Here is a 21,332-nt window from a genome sequence, read left to right as displayed (position 1 = left end):
ATGAAGAAGATTGCAGTGGGGCTGCTGGTAGTTATGCTAGTAGCTTCATCCTTTGTGGGGTTCTCCCCGGTAAATGCAGCTAACTTCTCCGACGTGCCTGCCAGCCATCAGTATCATAAGTACATCACCAAATTGGCTGACGCCGGCATCGTAAAAGGAAGGTCTGCCACACAGTACGCACCAGACGCCACTTTAACTCGCGCAGAATTGGCCACATTGTTGGTCAACCTCAAGAAATTGCCATTAGAGACTTCCAAACAGTACTTCAAAGACGTACCAAAAGGCACATGGTATTACGGTTACGTTAACGCAGCTGCAAAAGCTGGCTTAGTAGCTGGTTACGGAGATGGTACTTACAGACCCAACAACCCAGTAACCCGTGCAGAGCTGGCAGTAGTCGGCTTAAGGGGACTAGGCGTAACACAAGCCACCATTGATCAGTATGCAAAGAACCCAATTTATCTTTCCAGTGATGAAAGCAAGTACACCAACTACTGGGCGAAGGGATGGCTAACAGCAGCCATTATGCCCAGGTATCAAGTACTCTCTTGGAGGCAGCCTGGCAGGTTAATTGCTGCAGACAAGGCAGCCACCAGAGGAGAAGCAGCTTACACCATTTACAAGATGAAGTGGCCTGTAAAGAAAGGCGGACAGCTGTACATTATCCAGAGCGAAGAACCTGCCACGTTGTTCAACGCCTTAGACTCCATGGCAGCCATGAACCAGATACTGGCATTGGTTCAGGACGCTGAGCAAGGTTCTGACTGGAGAGGCAACTGGTGGCCACAGTTAGGACGCTGGGTACCTACCACTGAGAACGGCAAACAGGTCATTTACGAAAAACCACAGACCATTACGCTACAGGACGGAACCAAAGTACCCATTTACATGCGGTATGATTTTAGTTTAAGACCGGGTCTTAAGTGGAGCGATGGACAACCTATTACCGCTGATGACTTTATCTTTGGTACATTGCTGTATTTGGCTAAAGATATGCCCGTACCAGGACTTGACCCCTATGACAGTGTAGCCAGAATTGAGAAGCTGGATAATTACACCATCAGAGTTTATTTCACAGCTGTAGACAAAAACAACCCCTACAACGTTTATGCCAAGTACGGCTTACCACTGTACCCGAAACACTGGTTCGAAAAGAATGTTTTGAAGACCACGGTAACCTACCCAAAGACTGTTGATTTTGTACTTAAACACGACGCTAAGATGCAGTATCAGTCCGATGTTTCCTACACCCTACCTAGGAACTTAAAAGAGGTCATAGACAAAAACGTTGAAGCCATTGTAAACAGCTCCTACAACACAAAGCCCATGCACACTGGACCTTACAAGATTACCAACTGGGTGCAGAAGGGCTACATGGAATTTGCACCTGATCCAAACTACTTCTTAGGCCCTGGACTCTTCGACAAAGTGATCATTGCATTCAGAAGTGTGGAATCCGGCTTAGCAGAACTACTCAGAGGACAGCCTGACTTAGCCATCATGGGTGTTATCAATACACAAAACGCAAAGACACTGGCCGCAAACTCCAGCTTCCTAAAGCAATACAAACTCAACAGCGTAACCTCAGTATTCTGGCAGCACTTCACCGTCAACTTCGACGATCCAAAGAACCTACCAAAGGACCCCAAACCAGGCGTAGCATACACTCACCCATTCCTAAGCGACAACAGAGTACGTCAAGCACTGTCCTATGCTATGAACCGTCAAGATATCTCTAACCGTATCTATTATGGAATGAGGCCTCTTTGCTACAACTTCGTTCTCCCAGGAACGCCTTATGACGAACCTTCTGTGAAGAACGTCTTTACGTATGACCCAGCTAAAGCAAACACCCTTTTACAACAAGCAGGCTTTAAGAAAGGCAGTGACGGCATTTACGCTAAGGGTAACAACAAACTCAGTTTACTTGCAAACATGGGTAACTCCACAGACCCCATCCGTGTTGTTCAGCTTGTGCAGCAGCAGTACAAGCAAGTGGGTATTAACCTAAACATGCAAGCATTAGACGCCGGTCCACTCTTCAACACAGTCCTACCTCACAGACAGTTTGAGATCGCACTCTTCTCTTGGGGCCAGAGCAGCATTCTTGAACCAGGCGGAAATACCCTTTACCAATCCTCTTACATTCCTTCTGAAGCAAATGGCTATCAGGGTCAGAACTACAGCGGTTTCCGTAACGCCCAGGCAGACGCTTTGATCGCGAAATGGAATAGTTTCAATACTTCTGAGAGAACAAAAGCTTACAAGGATTTCACCAAGAATTATTGGTCTGTCTATATGCCAGAAATACCCATACTGTGGACAGATCAGCACGACGCAGTTAAGCAGAACATTGAAGGATACGATCTTGGATTGGACGTAGCAGCTCACACTTGGAACATCGCTTGGTGGTACAGAGAGTAGTCGTTCATACTAACTTCTAAGCAACCTTTTCAGAGGGGAGCCCAAGTTGGCTCCCCTCTATTCATTTAAGTATTCTACGGTGTGGTATAATAAATTACAACTTTCTCACATAGGAGGTGTGGGGTGTGAAGAAAATTGCAGTGGGGCTGCTGGTAGTTATGCTAGTAGCTTCATCCTTTGTGGGGTTCTCCCCTGTCAATGCAGCTAACTTCTCCGACGTACCTAAGACGCATCAGTATTACAAGTACATCACTAAATTAGCTGATGCAGGTATCGTAAAAGGAAGGTCTGCTACACAGTACGCACCAGACGCCACTTTAAATCGTGCAGAATTGGCCACCTTGTTGGTCAACCTCAAGAAACTGCCGCTGGAGACTTCCAAACAGTACTTCAAAGACGTACCAAAAGGCACATGGTATTACGGTTACGTTAACGCAGCTGCAAAAGCTGGCTTAGTAACTGGTTACGAAGATGGCACTTACAGACCCAACAACCCAGTAACCCGTGCAGAGCTGGCAGTAGTCGGCTTAAGGGGACTAGGCGTAACACAAGCCACCATTGATCAGTATGCAAAGAACCCAATTTATCTTTCCAGTGATGAAAGCAAGTACACCAACTACTGGGCGAAGGGATGGCTAACAGCAGCCATTATGCCCAGGTATCAAGTACTCTCTTGGAGGCAGCCTGGCAGGTTAATTGCTGCAGACAAGGCAGCCACCAGAGGAGAAGCAGCTTACACCATTTACAAGATGAAGTGGCCTGTAAAGAAAGGTGGACAGCTGTACATCGTTGAGGAACAGGAGCCAGCCACGTTGTTCAGCGCCCTAGACTCCATGGCAGCCATGACTCAAGTCCTAGCGCTAATTATGGACGGTGAGCAAGGTTCTGACTGGAGAGGCAACTGGTGGCCACAGATGGGACGCTGGGTACCCACCACTGAGAACGGCAAGCAGGTCATCTATGAGAAACCACAGAAAATAACCCTGCAAGACGGAACACAGGTTGACATCTACATGAGGTACGATTTTGGCCTAAGACCGGGTCTTAAGTGGAGCGATGGACAACCTATTACCGCTGATGACTTTATCTTTGGTACATTGCTGTATTTGGCTAAAGATATGCCCGTACCAGGACTTGACCCCTATGACAGTGTAGCCAGAATTGAGAAGCTGGATGATTACACCATCAGAGTGTACTTTACTGCTGTGGATAAGGAAAACCCCTACAACGTTTATGCCAAGTACGGCTTACCACTGTACCCGAAACACTGGTTCGAGCAAAACGTTTTGAAGACCACGGTAACCTATCCAAAGACCATCGATTTTGTGCTTAAGCACGACGAAGAAATGACTTATCTATCCGATGTTTCCTACACCCTACCTAGGAACTTAAAAGAGGTCATGGACAAGAACGTTGAAGCCATTGTAAACAGCTCCTACAACACGAAACCCATGCACACTGGGCCTTACAAGATTACCAACTGGGTGCAGAAGGGCTACATGGAATTTGTACCTGATCCAAACTACTTCTTAGGCCCTGGACTCTTCGATAAAGTCGTATTCGCCTTCAGAAGCGCTGAATCTGGTTTAGCAGAACTGCTCAGAGGTCAGCCCGATGTAGCTGTAATGGGTGTTATCAACACACAAAACGCCAAGACGCTTTCTGCAAACAGTAACTTCCTAAAGCAGTACAAGCTCAACAGCATACCATCGGTGTTCTGGGAGCACTTCACCGTTAACTTTGACGATCCTAACAATCTACCTGATGCTCCAAAGCCAGGCGTAGCATACACCCACCCATTCCTAAGCGACAACAGAGTACGTCAAGCATTGTCCTATGCTATCAACCGCCAAGACATCTCCAACCGTGTTTACTACGGCATGAGACCACTGGCTTACTACCACGTGCTACCCGGCAGTGCCTTTGATGAACCATCCCTCAAGAATGTGTTCATATATGACCCAGGAAAGGCTGATACGTTGCTGAAACAGGCAGGTTTAACTAAGGGTACTGACGGAGTATACGCCAAAGGTGGAAAGAAACTCAGCTTGCTTGCTCAGACCACCAACAGAACTGACCGTATCAACACGTTGCAGATTATCCAGCAACAGTACAAGCAGGTTGGTATCAACTTAAGTATGCAGCCTTTGAACTCCTCTGACTTCTTTAACACAGTACTACCTCACAGAACATTCGAAATCGGCTTGTTTGCTTGGGGCCAGAGCAGTATTCTTGAACCAGGTGGAACCACCCTGTACATGTCCAGATACATCCCATCTAAGTCCAACGGTTATCAGGGACAGAACTACAGTGGTTTCCGTAACGCTGAAGCAGACGCCCTCATGAATAAATGGACCAGTTTTGACATGACTGAAAGAACAAAAGCTTACAAGGATTTCGGAAGACTCTACTTTGGTGTTTACATGCCAGAAATGCCAATCGTATGGCATGATCAGCATGACGCCGTTAAGCTGAACATTGAAGGATACGATCTTGGATTGGACGTAGCAGCTCACACTTGGAACATCGCTTGGTGGTACAGAGAGTAGTCATTCATACTAATTTCTAAGCAACCTTTTCAAAGGGGAGCCCAAGTTGGGCTCCCCTCTTCTTTTTATCAAACGAAAGCCATGAAGAACATCAGTCTTGTGCTTTATAATGAAAAAGGTTATATGTCGCTGGTGAAACGCACATGTTCACGAAAACAAGTGTGATTTACAGGAGGTGCTTGTTGTGTTTAACATATCCCCCGAAACGCTGAAGCATTTGGAAGAGCTCGCCCAACTGGAGCTACCTCTGGGCTTGGAGGAAAAAATGCTTCAGGACTTGAACCACATACTGAGTACCTTTGAAGTGATAAGCGTGGTTGAGAAACCGCCCGAAAGCGGCGTGGAACAATCAGCTTTCTTAAGAGCTGACCAGCCACTGCCTTATACTGATGCATCCAGGTTGTTTGACCCAAGCAGGCTCAAGAACGGCTTTCTCAGAGTAAAACCTGTGCTCGAAGATAAAGAAGAAGAGGGTTAAGGTTTATGAACATAAAAGAAGTTTTCACCAAAAGACAAAACGGCGAGATTACTTTTAAAGGCTTAATGCAGAAAACCATCGAAAAACTGGAACAAGACAAAGAACTACATGCTTTCCTTTATTTGAAGCACCCTTCCGAGCTTATACGAGAGGCTGAGGAGGCAGACAAGGCTTGGGAAAAAGGGGTTAGAAGACCCCTGCAGGGTATACCGGTAGCAGTAAAGGATAATATTTGCGTAAGCAGCATGCCATGCACGTGTGCGAGCAAAGTTCTTCAAGATTTTGTAGCCCCCTATGATGCGACGGTGGTCAAGAAATTAAAAGAATCTGGAGCCATCATTGTAGGTAAAACTAACCTAGATGAGTTTGCCATGGGCAGCTCAAGCGAAAACTCGGCTTTTGGACCTACCAAAAACCCCTTAGATCTTTCAAGGTCGCCTGGCGGTTCTTCTGGCGGTTCTGCAGCAGCAGTAGCAGCGGACATGTGCATGGTGGCTTTGGGGTCTGACACTGGCGGCTCAGTAAGACAGCCTGCTGCTTTCACCGGTATTATTGGATTCAAGCCCAGTTACGGTGCCATCTCCAGGTACGGTTTAGTTGCCTTTGCATCATCATTGGATCAAATAGGTATACTGGCAAAAACCCCTGAAGATGTCCTTCTTACCTCTTTTGTCCTCTTTGGGAAAGACCACTTGGACAGCACAACCACAGATGTTTTCATGGACTTTTCTCCCAAGGCAAGCGAGGTAAGGCGGATCGGCTTAGTAAAGGAAATTGATATTAGTGCAGTGGACCCACAGGTCAAAGAAGGTTATGAATTATTCGTGAAACAACTCTCTAAGGACTTTGACGTGGTGGAGGTCTCTATTCCGCATTGGGAAGAAGCTCTTGCTGCTTATTACTTCATTGCACCTGCTGAAGCTTCCTCCAATCTTGCCCGCTATGACGGTGTAAGGTATGGAACCATGGTGGAAGAAGAAACTTACTGGGACACAGTAAGGGAAACACGTAATCTACTAGGAGAAGAAGTAAAACGCCGCATACTACTGGGTTCTTTTGCCTTGTCAGCAGGTTTTAAGGACGCACTTTATGAAAAGGCAAATTACCTACGGCGCTGGCTTGTATTGGAATTCGCGCAAGCATTCAAAGACGTGGACTTTCTACTTACTCCAACCACCCCCACTCTGCCTTTCAAGTTGGGTGAAGTAAAAGATCCATTACAACTATACAAAGCAGACCTCTTTACCACGCCAGCAAACTTGGCTTACTTACCTGCAGTTAGTGTACCATTTAAAGCTACAGGCGAACCCTTACCAGTGGGCTTGCAGTTTATTGCGCCCTTCGGACAAGACTACAAACTTCTTAGTTTTATAAGAGAGCTGGGGGTGAAAAGCATATGAATTTCAAGTTCGTAGCAGGGTTGGAAATACACGTTCAGCTTAATACAAAAACAAAAATGTTCTGCAGTTGCCCTACCGAGGGACCAGACATTCCTAATACCCGTGTATGTCCCGTATGCCTTGGATATCCAGGAACCCTACCTGTGCTAAACCGTGAAGCCGTTGTCATGGCAATTGCCTTGGGCAAAGCCCTCCACGGCCACATTAATAATATTTCTCGCTTTCACAGAAAAAACTATTTTTACCCCGATTTACCCAAGGGGTATCAAATAACACAAGGTGACGTACCCATCATAGAAAACGCCTATCTTGAGCTCTCCACAGGTAAAAAAATCCCCATAAAACGCATTCACCTTGAGGAAGATGCCGCTAAGAGTGTGCATGTGAGCAGCACCGGTAGGCTTTCAGGTGCAGAGGAGACTTTGCTTGACTTCAATCGCTCTGGCATACCGCTTATTGAAATAGTCACAGACCCGGTTTTCGAATCCCCTGAAGAAGCAGCCCTTTTTGTGGAAGAACTGCAAGCCACCTTGAGGTATCTGGGCATAAGCAACGCCCAGATGGAGCTGGGTCAACTACGGTGCGACGTGAATGTGTCTGTGGAACTGGACGGAAAGGAAGGCACTCGGGTAGAAATTAAGAACCTTAACAGCATCAGAGCCATCAGGCAGGCACTAAGCTATGAGTACAATCGGCATGTGGATGCCTACAAAAGAGGAGAGATCATACCACAGGAAACCCTGGCTTTCGACGAAAAGACAAATCAAACTCCTCCTATGCGTACCAAACAAACCTCAGAAGACTACAGGTATTTCCCTGAACCAGACTTGCCACCACTGGTGCTCACCAGTGATCTTTTTGAAGAAGCAGACAAGTACTCGGGTAGCTTCTTAGAAGCTTACAAGAATGCTTTGCAGTGGATAGGAAAAGAAAGTGAAGCGCGCACGTTGGCATTAAACAAAGACCAGTACCTAATGTATGCGACATTTGCAAAAGAGGGCTTTGATACAAAACTACTAACGCGGATAATCACCATTGACTTGCCCAACATATTGAGTGAAGTTGGCAAAGGCTGGAATGAAATAAACCAGAGTTACATAAGTGCCATTCTAAATCTGCAGCAAAGAGGAGAAATCACAGCAGCCGTAGCCAAGGACCTTCTCTGGCAAGCTGCCCGCGACATCGACCCGATAAAGTACGCTCAGGAGCATCAGCTCTTGGGCAAGAAAGACCTAGACTTAGAACAAGTAATTTCCGAAGTGCTAGAGCAAAATCCTGACGCCGTAGAAAAGTACAAGAAAGGAAATGTGAACGTGGTCAGTTTTCTCCTAGGGCAGGTTATGAAGAAAACTAAAGGCACAGCCGATCCTGGTGAAACAAGGAAACTCCTTGAAGAACGCTTAACAAAGCTTAGTGAATAATTCTTACCAGTAAAGGAGGGCTTCCTTCGTTCTGCAAGGCCCTCCTTAGTATGCTACTGCCTTTAGCCCGTACCACTTTAGCAGATATCTGGCCACTAAACTGAGAGTCGCTAAGTTCCACTTCCTCGCCGCTCAGTGTTACGTTGTCTAAGTTGCTCCCATTTACAGTTATGTATTTTTCGCTTTGCACGTTTAAACGGTTAATCTGACTGTCCTTCACTGCAACGTTCTTTGCACCTAAAAGCAGTTCACCATAATAACCACTGCCAACCTCAACGTTACACTCTTGGAAGAAAGAGTTTAAAAATGGCACAGTGGCTGTTTGAGTGCCACTGATTACCTTTAGATCCTGCTCATAAACTAAAGTTAACGTTGACGTTTGCAAAGTCAAAGCCTTTCCATCACCAACAACAATCGCACTACCCGTGCAGTTATATATCTTTTGAAACTGCTCCACTGGCTTCGCCTCCGGTATTCTTTTCCAAAGCACAACACTTGGTAGCAACTGTTTCATCCCATCATCAAATTGCGTGATTTTAATGCCCTTTCCCTCAACGCAGTGGTCATAACTGGTGTAGTAACAATGTGAACTAGTCTGAAACATCAAATTACTGTATTCGTAACCAGGGGCTCCAGTTTTTGTCCCTTCGCCAGCATAATAAAAAGAATCTTTTTCGTAGGTGGTTTTCATGCCCCTCCAGCCCACAAACACTATAGTTCTGCGCGTAGAGGAAACATACATGTTCCCCTCATCAATAGCTGGTTGCCACAACGATTCAGTCCAACAAGGCCTGCCGCAGGACAGAAGTTTTGACGAGCCATAGAAGTAAAATTTTTCAGCTGCCACATCCCCCAACAAGCGACTACCATAATCCATAGAGAAAGTGGAGCTGGCATTTACTACAAAAGATGGTACCCATTCCACTGGGAAAGTCCGTTCCATGTCCTCATACTGGACTGCTACTGCTTCTTCAGACCACAGAAAGCTGCAGCCATTGAAAAAGCTAAGTTTCTCACCATTTTTAGTGTTGTACATATGTTCAGCTACGTCCAAGCATTCCTCTATACGCAGCCGCGCCAAGGCTTTTTCCTCAAGCATCCTTTCGTGAACTACGCTAAATGCTGAAGCGCTTAAGGTGACAAGCACCATGCTGCATACGAGCATCACAGAAAACAAAACAGCACTACCGGGTAAGTATTTCCCATTCATAGTCCACCCTTTGATTTGGCGTTGCATCATAAACAAATCTTTGAGGACCAAAGATTTGCCTTTCTAGTGGTGTACGTTGCTCAGTAAGCAAAGTATGCAATGGTGTAGGATTATTTATGGTTTTTCCTGCCTTGTTTAACTGCAGGGAAGCGACGTTTATGTAACTAAAGAGTAGCAACAACAGAAAGCTGGAGGCTGATAAAGCCAAAAGCAGCTCAATTAAGGTAAAAGCCGGGAAACCCTTGTTCCTGTTATGGAATAATCTTTCCAATGCACCGTTACCGTAGTTTCTTTGAAGTTACTTTCACAATTAGGAATTTGCTGTGCTGAAGCACCAAAACTGGAACAGCCCAACGACACGCTTCTAGTAACGCCGTAGTCCACGTTACCACTGTGAACCACGAAACTTGTAGCTGTCTCAGAGTACCAAGGTGCATTGTAAAGTTGCTCGTACATTATGCTGGAAGCCACATTCCTTTCCTTCACATAAGTATGTATGGTTTGGGCATCCCCGCTGGCGCCAAGCAGAAGTAGACCCGCTAACAGAGTCAGAACTAATGCTATTAGCACCTCTGCATAGGAAATACCCATGTTCTATACTATAATACCACTATGAAGGTGTTTCTTTTTAAGGGGGATTTAACTACCCTGGACGTAGATGCCGTGGTGAACGCAGCAAACGGTATAGGGCCCATGGGAGGTGGCGTTGCATACGCCATTAAAAAGGTAGGCGGGCATGAAATTGAACAAGAAGCCATAAAGCGCTGTCAAGAAGAAGGTCCGTTTAAGCCTGGGCAGGTTTACGTAACCACTGGCGGGAGTAGGTGGAAATACGTCATTCACGCTGTAACCATGATGTACCCTGCTGAACCTGCCGATTATGATTCCGCAGGTGAAGCATTAGCAAAAGCCATTAAGAAAGCCGTCGATCTAGGTGTAACAAGCGTGGCAGTGCCTGCATTAGGTATGGGCGTAGGGGGACTTGAGCCAAGGGCACTGGCACAGGTTTATGCAAATGTATTCAAGCGCTTGAAAGATGAGCCCCTAAACATCGTGGTCTCAGCTTTCGACAAAACCTTTCTGATGGAGCTTATCAGTGCGCTGGATTAGCTTGGTACTAATAGTTGTTCTGCTATTGGGTGGTGGTTATTTTTACTGGCAGCGTGTAGAAAGCAGTAAAGTTGTTTATGTATTTTTGCCAGAAGTGCCCAGTGCCACCATTGTCCCTTGGACTGCAATAACCCCAGCAGATAGAACTGTGCTATATAACACAAGAAGAACACTGTTTAAATACGGCAAACCTAGCGCAAATGACGCGAGCTGGGAAGAACAAGCAGTCCCCGATTTAGCCCTCAGTGCAACTTCCACCGACAACATACACTGGACCATCAGTCTTAAATCAGACATCATTACTGCAACCCAAATCATAAGCGTTTGGAGTGAAACACTTAAAAATGGTGATCCTACCGTAGTTGGTAAGCTCTTTTACTACATTGAAGGTGGGCAAAGTTACAAAAACAACACGGGCCCTTTTAGGGGACTCGTAGCAGAAACACCGAGCACCTTACGTGTGGTCACAGCATTTCCACTGAATCTTCCGCTTTTACTAGTTGACCCAGTTTTCTCCATGTCCGTGACAACAAATACAACGTATGAAGGCGGTGTTCTCTTTAGGGGGCAAACGCAGATCATCTTTACTAACGAACCCGAAAAAGCAGACATAGCATGGCTCGAGAGCGGTACTGGAAATTTCACTGGAACTTTTGATTACGCTGTTTCCTCCACTGTTTTGCCCACTGTTTCCAGTACCTTAGGATGCCTTCACCTTCCCCTGGTGGACCTTAGCGGTGTGCAAATACTTACACCAACGGTGTTTTATGTACCGCCTCAAAGGCCACCTGAGGGCAAAGTTAGCTTGTATCCATGGCAGCTGGATTATCCAAGCGAAGAAGCATTCAAGCTGGGGTTAGCTGTGCTCCTTAACGATCCAACAGTGGCATCAGCAACTCAAAGCTTAAGCGAACTCATGGATAAAAACCACATTTACGTGGCTAATCCGCAGTGCTTCAATCTGAAAATGAGCTCACGCATAAAGAATTTAGAAACACACTTGGACATATTGGATTTTACGGAAATGACAAAGAAGGTGTGGTGAACCATTCATGTCAAAGTACGAAGGGCGCAGAGCCAGTGAAGACGATGTGGTTGATCTCGCCCAATGGGCTCCTTATCCGCCCAACAGAAGAACATCTTTTATTCAAAGCCTGCTTAACTATGTCAGGGTGCCTTACACCCGAGTAGTCGTTGTTGAAAAAGAAGGTGCACTGGTTGCATTTGCCCTACTTTGGCTAAAGCACTCCGCAGTCACACAAACCATTACTGCAGAAATAAAAGATCTCGTACTAAAAGAACCTTCGGACAGAGAAGCCTTGCAAGTGCTCCTTGATACATGTGAACAAACGGTGAAAAACATGGGGGCATCAGAAATAGAACTTTATTGCGAAAGTTTGGATTTACATGAATTTGGTTATAATACCTTTAGTAGTTTTTGGAGGAAAGGGGTGTAAGTTAGCATGGAAAACAAAGAAATGACTGCGAAGGAAGCTCTTAGTTATGCCATCCACGCCGAAATTGAGGCTAACGAGTTTTACTTAGAATGGTCAATTAATACTAACGATCCGGCAGCCAAGAAAGAACTGCAAGAGCTTGCAGACTGGGAGGCACAGCACCGCGACCAACTAACAAACATTTATGAAAGCCGATTCAGTGAAAAATTCCAGAGAAACCCCAACGTCACTGTGGAACCCGCGTTAAAAGTTAAGGCTGACGAGTTCAAAGATGTGTACAATGTACTGCGCATCGCCTCCACTGCTTATCTTACTGAGCTCACCTCTGCCGAGTTTTACAGCGACATGGCAAAAAAGTTCGCCGACGATGAGGAGCTTAGTAAAACCTTCAGTGACCTTGCGGACATGGAAAAAAGCCATATGCAGCTCATGCTAAAGCGTTACCTAAGACTTAAAGAGGACTTATCTGGTCCGCTAATGTTGTAACCTCTCATCGCAGTGCACAGGGCGAACTTCAACATAGCAGATGAGCTATGATTCTGAGAAAAACCCGTTCTGGAACATGTACGTTATAAACACGTCAAAAAGATGAGAAATAGGCCGTTCTGAGCAAAAATGGGTCTGATAAATCCACGTTTCTTAGGGACATGTTTTTGAGCCATAAAGAATGTTCAACCAAATGAAACATTACTGCAAAAGCTAACAAGGAACCACTCTGTAGGAAGCCGCTGTATGGTTAACAACGCTCTAGGCAAGCATATAAGCGTTTAGGGAGCCTACTAAAGCGTGCGTGGAGTGTTTTACTTTAGTCTGCCCTAAGAACCATTACACGAGCTCACCGCGATTTTGCTTTCACAGGAGCTTCGTTACCCATGAAGAGCACGTCACGTTCGAGGGAGAAAAAACTTGCTTCCCACAAGAGCCTGGTTTGATTTATCGCAAATTAGCTTTTTTATACATCTTATTAGTAAAAAAGCAGCGGCGCTTTCTGCACCGCTGCTCCCTTTTCTACGTTGTCATAACGTGTCCTATTCCCATTCAATGGTTCCAGGTGGCTTTGAAGTGATGTCATAAACTACCCTGGAAATCTCTGGAATTTCGCTAATAAGCGAACTGGCGATCTTGTCTAAAAGCTCGGGTGGAGCTTTGTACCAGTCAGCCGTCATGGCATCCACACTTTGCACCATTCTAACAGCAAGTACCCATCCGTAATGGCGCGCATCACCTTTTACACCCACACTTTTCACACCCGTGAACACCGGAAATGCCTGCCAAAGTTCATTGTAGACGCCTTCCTCTTTAAGCACACGCTCTAAAACGCTGTGAGCTCTACGCAAAATGTCTAAGTACTCTTCCTTCACAGGGCCTATAGTACGTACAGCCAGCCCTGGACCAGGAAATGGGTGGCGCATCAGAAAGTCCTCAGGAATGCCAAGCCACCTTCCCATGTTCCTAACCTCATCCTTATAAAGCCACCTTAAAGGCTCTAGCAGCTTCAGTCCCAAACTCTGGGGCAAACCGCCAACATTATGATGGGATTTTATGACACTGGCACTGCCTTCTCCGCTCTCTATCACATCGGGATAAAGGGTCCCCTGGAGCAGGAAATCGAAATGCCCCAAGTTTCGAGCTTCTTCTTCAAACACTTGAATGAACAGATTTCCTATGATTTTTCTCTTTTGCTCAGGGTCGATAACGCCTTCTAAGGCTTTTAAGAATCGCTCCTTTGCATCCACCACTTTTATCTTTAAGCCCAGGTGTTTACTCAAATTTCTAACGTGTGCTTCATCTTCAGCACGCTGCAGCCCAGTATCAATGTAGAGGCACTGTAGTCTACCGCAGCCCAGTGCCCTGTGGGTGAGCACTGCCGCAACAGCGGAGTCCACACCGCCACTGAGCGCGCCAAGTACCATGCCGTTTTCTCCCACAGTTTCCCTAATCTCCCTTATGGCTTCACTGACATAGTCTGTTATGTTCCAGTTCACTTCAGCCTTGGCCACACCAAAGACAAAGTTCTTTAATAGGGCATTCCCAAACTGCGTATGAGCCACCTCAGGGTGAAACTGCACAGCAAAAAACAAAGGCTCCTTTTGAAATGCTGCTAAACGGCAATGCTCCGTGCTTGCACTTACTTCAAACCCGCTGGGCAGCTCCACTACTTGGTCTCCGTGGCTCATCCACACATCCTGCGCAGTTGGAGTGCCAGTGAAAAGTGGCTCAGAGTTTTTTACAACAAGTTTGGTTCTACCGTATTCACCACCAGGGGCAGGGCCTACCTTGCCACCGAGCAAATGTGCCATGAGCTGGGCACCGTAGCAGATGCCTAGCACTGGCTTGGTAACGTTGCTGAAAAACTCAACTGGCAACTGAGGTGCGTTTTCGTCATAAACTGAGGCAGGACCTCCAGAAAGCACAACGGCTTTCACCAAGGGGTCGTCAAGTACTTCCTGCCACCGCCAATAAGGAACAATCTCTGCGTAAACACCTAAATCCCTGATGCGCCGACTTATCAGGTGCGCATACTGCCCTCCAAAATCAATAACAGCTACTCCTTCTCGTTTCATGGCAACGTTATTCCTCCAGTGTGTAGTTAGGAGATTCTCTGGTGATTTGCACGTCGTGAGGGTGGCTTTCTCTTAAGCCTGCGTTAGTAATCTTCACGAATTTTGCCTTCTTCTGAAGGTCTTCAATACTGACTGCTCCCACATAGCCCATACCTGAACGAATGCCACCGCAGAGCTGAAAAACCACATCGTGAACGGAACCCTTGTAGGGCACACGCCCTTCCACCCCTTCAGGAACGAACTTGGAAGCATCTTCTTGGCTGTAACGGTCAGCAGAGCCTTGTTTCATGGCAGCCAAAGAACCCATGCCACGATATGTTTTGTAAATACGGCCTTGATAAATCTCTTTTTCACCGGGGCTTTCTTCAGTACCGGCAAACAAACTGCCTATCATGACCGTGTATGCTCCAGCAGCCAACGCCTTTACAATGTCACCAGAGAACCTAATACCACCGTCGGCAATGACGGGTACACCCAGCTTTGCGCCTTCCTCAGCACATTTCAAAACAGCACTGAGCTGAGGCACACCAATACCCGCAATCACACGCGTGGTGCATATGGACCCAGGTCCGATGCCAATTTTTACGCAGTCGGCACCAGCTTCCACCAAATTCCTCACACCATCAGGCGTAGCTACATTACCAGCCACCACGGCCACATGGGGGAACTTGTTCTTTACCTTCTTTACTGCTTCCACAACGTTCTTGCTGTTTCCGTGCGCAGAATCTACTACAAGCACGTCCACATCCGCATCCGCCAAGGCCTTAGCACGGTCCATCATCTCTTTACCCACGCCCAAAGCAGCACCTACGAGCAATCTGCCTTTACTGTCTTTGGCTGCATTTGGATACTGGCTTCTCTTTTCCAAGTCCTTAATGGTAATAAGTCCCTTTAAATAGCCCTCTTCGTCCACCAATGGAAGTTTCTCAATTTTGTGTGCCTTTAGTATTTGGCGAGCCTCTTCCAAAGACGTCCCAACGGGAGCGGTCACCAAATTCTTCTTGGTCATCACATCTTCAATGAGCTGAGTAAAATCATCTTCAAACCGTATGTCACGGTTCGTAATAATACCTACCAATTTGCCTTCCACCGTTATGGGGATGCCAGAAATGTGGTAATGCTCCATGAGCGCAAGAGCATCCGCCAAAGTTGCTTTGGGACCCAAAACCACAGGTTTGTAGATGATGCCAAACTCAGACCGTTTTACCTTGTCCACCTCTTCGGCTTGACGGTCAATGCTCATGTTCTTGTGGATAATACCAATACCGCCCTCACGTGCTAAAGCGATGGCCAAGCGAGCTTCAGTAACTGTGTCCATGGCAGCACTAATAAGTGGAATGTTTAGTGTTACGTCCTTAGTAAGCTTTGTGCTGATGTCCACATCTTTAGGCAAAACCTCAGAATACTGGGGCACCAGCAGCACATCGTCGAATGTTAACGACTCTTCGTAATATGATGAAGGCATAAATTCACCTCCAAGGGGTTTCCATATATTATACAGTAGCAGAGCTTGAACAAACAAGAGAACTGTTGAGCGCAAAACAAACTCAATGAGTTAGAATTAAACACATCAGTAGAAGTGTTGAAGAAAGGAAGAAAATTGCATAAACCTACGCAGAAGAAGTAAAAAGAGAAGTAATGCCATCCCTCATGTCTTTGCTATAATTGCTGTCATTCTCATTTTCACTGGGGCGTTTTGGGCCGGTTTGAACTGGGGTTCCATGCCGTACGCTTGGGAAAACACTAACACCTCCACAAGTTCAAACGCTGAGCAAAACGATAATCAAAGCACATCTATAGGTGTGTTGACGCCAACTCAATCTGGTACGGACGTTACTCCAACAACGGCGGTAAACCAAAACACTCAGAACGATGTTATTGATTCCATCATTGCGAATATGGATTTGCAGGAGAAAATTGGCCAAATGTTCATTGTCAGTTTCACGGGCACGAACGTATCTGCTGACCTCATCACGCTTGTACATGACTACCACGTAGGTGGCGTTATTCTTTTTTCGGAAAACATACAAGACGACAAACAACTTCTCGCACTACTGAACGGCATAAAAGCTCTAAATGAAGGCAATAAGTTACCTATTCTCATATCTACAGATCAAGAGGGAGGCCGCATTTCTCGTTTACCCTCCAGAGCAACAAAGTTCCCTTCCAATCTAATCATAGGTAAAAGGAACTCGGCTACACTGAGCTACCAAATAGGAAGCATTCTAGGTACAGAAATGAAGGCTTACGGTTTCAACATGGATTTTGCGCCGGTTCTTGATGTGGTTACTAACCCACAAAACAAAGTGATTGGCGACCGCTCTTTCGGAAGTAACCCCGACTTGGTTTCCACTTTAGGAGTTGCCACCATGAAGGGCATCTCTTCCTCAGGCGTCATACCAGTGGTAAAACATTTTCCGGGGCACGGTGATACATCGGTGGATTCACATCAGGAACTACCAGTTTCCAACGCAACACTGCCTCACCTTCGCTCCTTTGAACTTTTGCCTTTCGAGAAGGCAATACAGAACGGTGCAAGTGTGGTCATGGTAGCTCACATAAAGTTTGCGAATGTAGATCCATCAGGCCTCCCGGCATCACTCTCGGAAGTGTTTATCTCTGATATTCTAAGAAACGAGCTTGGGTTTTCAGGCGTAGTCATTACCGACGATTTGCACATGGAAGCCATAACCAAACACTACAGTGTTGGTGATGCTGCGATAAAGGCTGTGCAAGCCGGTGCTGACATGGTGCTTATTTGCCACAGTCTTGACGAGCAAAAACAAGCAATAAATGCTTTGGTACATGCAGTTAAAACTGGTCAAATCAGTGAAGAGCGCATCAATGAATCAATAAAGCGTATAGCCATGTTAAAACGGCATTACGATCTAACAGACGAACCGTCCTCCATCGCGGCAGTTCTTAGTGAAGTGGGAACAGAGGAACATGCGGACGTCGCAAAAGAGGCAAGCGTGGCTCCGTAGAGAACGAAGATGGGTGAACTCCATTTATTTTTATCACAAAAATGGAGCTAATATATTCAAGAGGGGCATAATAAAAAGGACGGTATCGTTAAATGTGGTACGATGAAAAGCTTAGTCAGGTTTTAGGAAGCATCATAAGAAATCGCTTAGGCGTCTGGGGACAACATGGCAGTGGGAAAACGTTTCTGTTAAAGGGTTTGCGACGACGGTTGGAGCGCAGTTTCTACATTCACATACACTCGTTTCGAATGCCCCTTGGAGAGCTCTATTGGAGCATACTTTCTTCAAACTGGGATCAAGCAACTCGCCTAGATGAAAAGTCGTGGTCAACATTTTTAAGATACATCTCCGCAGATGAAGTACCAGTTTCACTAGCGGTAAAACCAAATTACTTGGTGGACACTCAAGCCATAAACAGAGACATACTGCTTAGCACACTCACACTTTTGGAGGAGTTCCGCATAAAGGCTCTGCTTTTAGACCAGCTGGATCCTACCGAGCTGGACGACTCAGTAAAATATGTGTTGCGTGAACTACCAAAGGAAGGTATAATAATTGTTGCCACATCTACCTCCACAGATGTTTTCAAAGAGCTGGGCTACCCTGTGGTTCCTATGCGTGACCCAGAGCATGAACGTGAAGATGCTCTACAGCAGTTCATAGAAGTCTGGAATGATTTGAGCTACTCAGATGCCCAGAAACTCGTGGAAATGTCTAGGGGAAATCTGTTCAATGCACAGCTGCTCAAAGAACAACACGCTGAGAGCTTGCAGCAAATTGTGGCCATGGAAAAGGAGAAAAATCCAAAGCTGTTTAGCGCCTTAGCCCATCTATGCGCAGGTGACCTTTGGTTCAGCCCATTAAGTAAAAGAATAGTTGAAGAAATCATCCTTGAGAGTGAGTATTCGTTACTAGATTCTCCGCTCATCATTGAAGAAGAGCCGCAGTACCGCTTTCTTTCGCCTGAAGTAAAAGATACGGTTTGGCAGATGAGCGGGCTTGACAAAAATCATGTCCATGTTTGGTGGGCAAAAGAATTAAGCAAACTGAACATGCCCACATACTGGACACGCATTGCACATCTATTTGCTAATGGAAAGGAAAAGCGTAGTGAAGCTTTTGCGCTTCTCATGGCATCAAGAAAGGAATACAGCTATCCTCAAGCAGCTTTCATTCTGGAGAAAGCACTGGAGCTATTTCCAGAATTGAATGGTGCAAAACGCAAACTAGCAAACATTTATTACTCGCAGGGAAAATACAAGGAAGCTCTTTCCATACTTGAGCAGATTAAGTCTCCAACGCTGTTTGATCAGGCGTACAAGGTGCGGCTATATGTACTTTTGGGTATGGACGAAGAAGCCCGCAAGCTTGGAGATTTTCTCTTAAACCACATTGAAAACGTGAGTTCGTTTTACTGGCCTGGCATGCTATCAGACTTAGCCCCTTACATCATAGACACAATAAACGAACCTCGAAAAATGTACGACTACTACGTGAGATTAGCCTCGAGCCACGTAAGAGTCCCCATACTGCACTGGGGCGCTTTTCTTAATGCTGTAGGCGTTTCCTTGGAATACTCCTTGAAATATGAAGATGCCGTTGAGCTCTATCAGGAGTCTATTAAGGTGCTTCAAGGAACCCCACGCTTGGAGATTTTTGCAAGACCAGTTATTAATGAGGTTGCCATAAAAACCATCCTTAGTGGCACAAAAACCATTTTGGAAAGCAAGGAAAGCTTGGAAAATTTGATACCCACCCTATCCAGTGTAGGACAACAAGGCTTTTGGCAAACGCTACTTACCAGTCTGCAAGAATTCATGTCCAGAGGAACACTGCAGAAATACATCAGGGAACTCGAAGAAACTACCAGAGTTCTACTGTCCTCCACATACAGGCACAGCGGTTACATGACACTGGCAGAGCACTATATCAGCGTACTGGATTTCAATTTGGCTGAGTGGTTTCTCATTCTGGCGTCAAAGAATGCAACTTTAGAAGTGGAAGAGCTGAACACAAAGATCTTGTGGACTTACCTAAGACTGCTTGAAGGACGAGAAGTAGAAAAGGGAGACATTGCTTCCTTACTTAGCCGTTGTATGGAGCATGTGGACGAAGGAATAGATACTGCCGCATTGGTTTCTGTTCTGCTAATGGTGCATTGGAATCCCATACCCACGCAGTTGCTTGGACAACTTCCTTCAACCCCACTAGGCGAATCCTTGAAGATGCTTGCCATTAGTCCTGATAACTGCTCAAACGCCTTTCGCTACATGCTCAGATTGTGGCGGCGCTGGGAACGTCTTTCCATGTCCAACTTGGGCATAGTCATCTTTAAAAGTGTGTGTGAAAATACTGATAAAACCATGCTTAAAACCATGGCAGATTGGATACTCCAGGAGGTTCGTGCACTGGACTACCCTCAGCTTACTTCATTTTGGCAGAAAACCTACCAAAGCATTGCCGCTGTGTCCCAATGGAGCAGCTTGCTAAGTTGGCACCTAAACTTGCAGGAGATTACTAACGTGCAGCAGCTCGCAGGGGCACTGAGTTACATCTTCCAATCTTATTTTGGCCATGACTATTTTGCAAAAATTGAAAGTGGAACACTGAACCTGGAAGTTGGCGACCACCGCATTGCGAAAAGAAGTCAGAATTTCATAGAAAAGGGCTCTGTAATTCACATCAGGGTGTGGTACAGCACACTAAACGATCCTCTGGCACCGCAGGTTCTTGATTTACTTAGTTACAGTCTTGAGGAGCTTAATACAAAACTCTTTGGAATGCAGGATTCTCTTACTGGTTTGTTCAACAGAACCTATGGAAACCAGCGTCTAACAGAAGAATGGGAACTATACCTGCGCGGTGGTCCACAGTTTAGTATTCTCTTTTTAGATTTGGACGGCTTCAAACAGGTGAATGATTCCTTTGGACACGAAATGGGTGACAAAGTCCTCATGGAATTCTCAAAGCTGTTACGTTCGTCGCTCAGAGCAACCGATGTTGCCATAAGATGGGGAGGCGATGAGTTCCTTGTTATTTTGCCTGACACGGACGAGGAAGAAGCTGCCACCATATCTCGGCGGCTAAGCAATCAGATATCATCATGCATCACATCTTTAGGAAAACCAGTCACAGCCAGTATTGGCGCCTCATCAGTCTCTGAAGTAAACTCCGTAGAACAATTAGTTGACTTAGCAGACCAGCGCACCTACTTGGCAAAAACAAGAAAGAAAAACCACATTATGGAGCAGTAACCTCAGATAACTCCTGTTCAGTGAGCACTTTTTTAAGGTCAAGCACGAGCACAATGTCTCCACCATGAAAGAAGCTACCCACTAAAAAACGCTTCACGTTGTCAGGTAGCTCCAGTGGAAGTGGCTTTAGCTCTCCCACATCTTCAATGTTCCTCACATCGTCCACCAAGAAGCCCACAGGCCGCTCGCTATCCAAAACCAGTACCTTGTCACCCTGGCTCGGCCTACCTTGAAGCCTAAAACCCAGATCAATTACGGGTAAAAGTTGCCCCCTTAAGGCCATCACACCCAGCAGCCAAGGCTGAGCACCTGGTATGGATCTAAGTTCCTCCTTTAGCACGATCTCTTTCACACTAAGCAGTTCACTGGCATAAACCCTTTCGCCCAAATCGTAAGTTATGTAACGCACTTAAAAGCACCTCCCCAAAAGCCAAGTACGGCTGGCAAGCATTTATCGATATGCCAGATGCCACACGTACTT

General features: G+C 46.0%; 16 protein-coding genes. 11 read left to right on the top strand and 5 right to left on the bottom strand.

Annotation, left to right across the window (positions count from 1 at the left end; genetic code table 11):
* The 5 genes from COPRO5265_RS00565 to gatB all read left to right on the top strand — a co-directional run bounded on the left by COPRO5265_RS00565 (position 1) and on the right by gatB (position 8,272).
* Positions 1–2,424, top strand: a complete 2,424-nt coding sequence (locus COPRO5265_RS00565) for an ABC transporter substrate-binding protein (protein ID WP_041735517.1) — start codon at positions 1–3, stop codon at positions 2,422–2,424.
* Between the two features lie 125 nt (positions 2,425–2,549).
* Positions 2,550–4,973: an ABC transporter substrate-binding protein gene (locus COPRO5265_RS00560; RefSeq protein ID WP_041735515.1), complete on the top strand. Its 2,424-nt coding sequence runs from the start codon at positions 2,550–2,552 to the stop codon at positions 4,971–4,973.
* Positions 4,974–5,157: 184 nt separating this feature from the next.
* Positions 5,158–5,451, top strand: coding sequence for an Asp-tRNA(Asn)/Glu-tRNA(Gln) amidotransferase subunit GatC (locus tag COPRO5265_RS00555; protein WP_012544202.1), 294 nt, complete (start codon positions 5,158–5,160; stop codon positions 5,449–5,451).
* 5 nt (positions 5,452–5,456) lie between these two features.
* On the top strand, positions 5,457–6,851 hold the full coding sequence (gene gatA, locus COPRO5265_RS00550; RefSeq protein WP_012543556.1) for an Asp-tRNA(Asn)/Glu-tRNA(Gln) amidotransferase subunit GatA: 1,395 nt from the start codon (positions 5,457–5,459) through the stop codon (positions 6,849–6,851).
* Positions 6,848–8,272: an Asp-tRNA(Asn)/Glu-tRNA(Gln) amidotransferase subunit GatB gene (gene gatB, locus COPRO5265_RS00545; protein ID WP_012543686.1), complete on the top strand. Its 1,425-nt coding sequence runs from the start codon at positions 6,848–6,850 to the stop codon at positions 8,270–8,272. Before gatA ends, gatB begins: the two co-directional genes overlap by 4 nt.
* Here the strand turns inward: gatB and COPRO5265_RS00540 are convergent.
* Entirely contained in the window at positions 8,262–9,482 is a 1,221-nt protein-coding gene (locus COPRO5265_RS00540; RefSeq protein ID WP_012544386.1) for a hypothetical protein, read from the bottom strand. The two genes, gatB and COPRO5265_RS00540, sit on opposite strands and share 11 nt — an antisense overlap.
* 219 nt (positions 9,483–9,701) lie before the next feature.
* On the bottom strand, positions 9,702–10,073 hold the full coding sequence (locus COPRO5265_RS00535; RefSeq protein ID WP_012544500.1) for a hypothetical protein: 372 nt from the start codon (positions 10,071–10,073) through the stop codon (positions 9,702–9,704).
* Positions 10,074–10,094: 21 nt separating this feature from the next.
* Here COPRO5265_RS00535 and COPRO5265_RS00530 point away from each other — a divergent pair, with 21 nt between their 5' ends.
* Genes COPRO5265_RS00530 through COPRO5265_RS00515 form a run of 4 tightly spaced genes read left to right on the top strand, consistent with a single transcriptional unit; the run spans position 10,095 to position 12,535 of the window.
* Entirely contained in the window at positions 10,095–10,592 is a 498-nt protein-coding gene (locus COPRO5265_RS00530; protein ID WP_012544821.1) for a macro domain-containing protein, read from the top strand.
* Positions 10,579–11,637, top strand: coding sequence for a hypothetical protein (locus COPRO5265_RS00525; RefSeq protein WP_012544204.1), 1,059 nt, complete (start codon positions 10,579–10,581; stop codon positions 11,635–11,637). Before COPRO5265_RS00530 ends, COPRO5265_RS00525 begins: the two co-directional genes overlap by 14 nt.
* A 7-nt stretch (positions 11,638–11,644) precedes the next feature.
* Positions 11,645–12,049 (top strand): GNAT family N-acetyltransferase, encoded by a 405-nt coding sequence (locus tag COPRO5265_RS00520; protein WP_012544563.1) that lies wholly within the window; start codon positions 11,645–11,647, stop codon positions 12,047–12,049.
* 6 nt (positions 12,050–12,055) lie between these two features.
* Positions 12,056–12,535 (top strand): ferritin family protein, encoded by a 480-nt coding sequence (locus COPRO5265_RS00515; protein ID WP_012544013.1) that lies wholly within the window; start codon positions 12,056–12,058, stop codon positions 12,533–12,535.
* A 542-nt stretch (positions 12,536–13,077) separates the two neighbouring features.
* On the opposite strand, the gene guaA is transcribed toward COPRO5265_RS00515, so the two are convergent.
* Complete coding sequence (guaA, locus tag COPRO5265_RS00510) at positions 13,078–14,613, bottom strand: glutamine-hydrolyzing GMP synthase (RefSeq protein WP_012544374.1); 1,536 nt, start codon at positions 14,611–14,613, stop codon at positions 13,078–13,080.
* A 7-nt stretch (positions 14,614–14,620) separates the two neighbouring features.
* A complete protein-coding gene (gene guaB, locus COPRO5265_RS00505; protein WP_012543696.1) occupies positions 14,621–16,078 on the bottom strand; it encodes an IMP dehydrogenase in 1,458 nt (485 codons plus the stop codon).
* A gap of 256 nt (positions 16,079–16,334) precedes the next feature.
* Here guaB and nagZ point away from each other — a divergent pair, with 256 nt between their 5' ends.
* Both nagZ and COPRO5265_RS00495 read left to right on the top strand, forming a co-directional pair.
* Positions 16,335–17,597 (top strand): beta-N-acetylhexosaminidase, encoded by a 1,263-nt coding sequence (gene nagZ, locus COPRO5265_RS00500; protein ID WP_143708069.1) that lies wholly within the window; start codon positions 16,335–16,337, stop codon positions 17,595–17,597.
* A 92-nt stretch (positions 17,598–17,689) separates the two neighbouring features.
* A complete protein-coding gene (locus tag COPRO5265_RS00495) occupies positions 17,690–20,851 on the top strand; it encodes a diguanylate cyclase (RefSeq protein ID WP_012543812.1) in 3,162 nt (1,053 codons plus the stop codon).
* Here COPRO5265_RS00495 and COPRO5265_RS00490 read toward each other — a convergent pair.
* Positions 20,838–21,260, bottom strand: a complete 423-nt coding sequence (locus COPRO5265_RS00490; protein ID WP_012544803.1) for a chemotaxis protein CheW — start codon at positions 21,258–21,260, stop codon at positions 20,838–20,840. The two genes, COPRO5265_RS00495 and COPRO5265_RS00490, sit on opposite strands and share 14 nt — an antisense overlap.
* Positions 21,261–21,332: the final 72 nt, after the last annotated feature.

The sequence above is a fragment of the Coprothermobacter proteolyticus DSM 5265 genome (assembly GCF_000020945.1).
GTDB classification, from domain to species: domain Bacteria; phylum Coprothermobacterota; class Coprothermobacteria; order Coprothermobacterales; family Coprothermobacteraceae; genus Coprothermobacter; species Coprothermobacter proteolyticus.
This window is presented reverse-complemented; position numbering and strand designations above follow the sequence as displayed.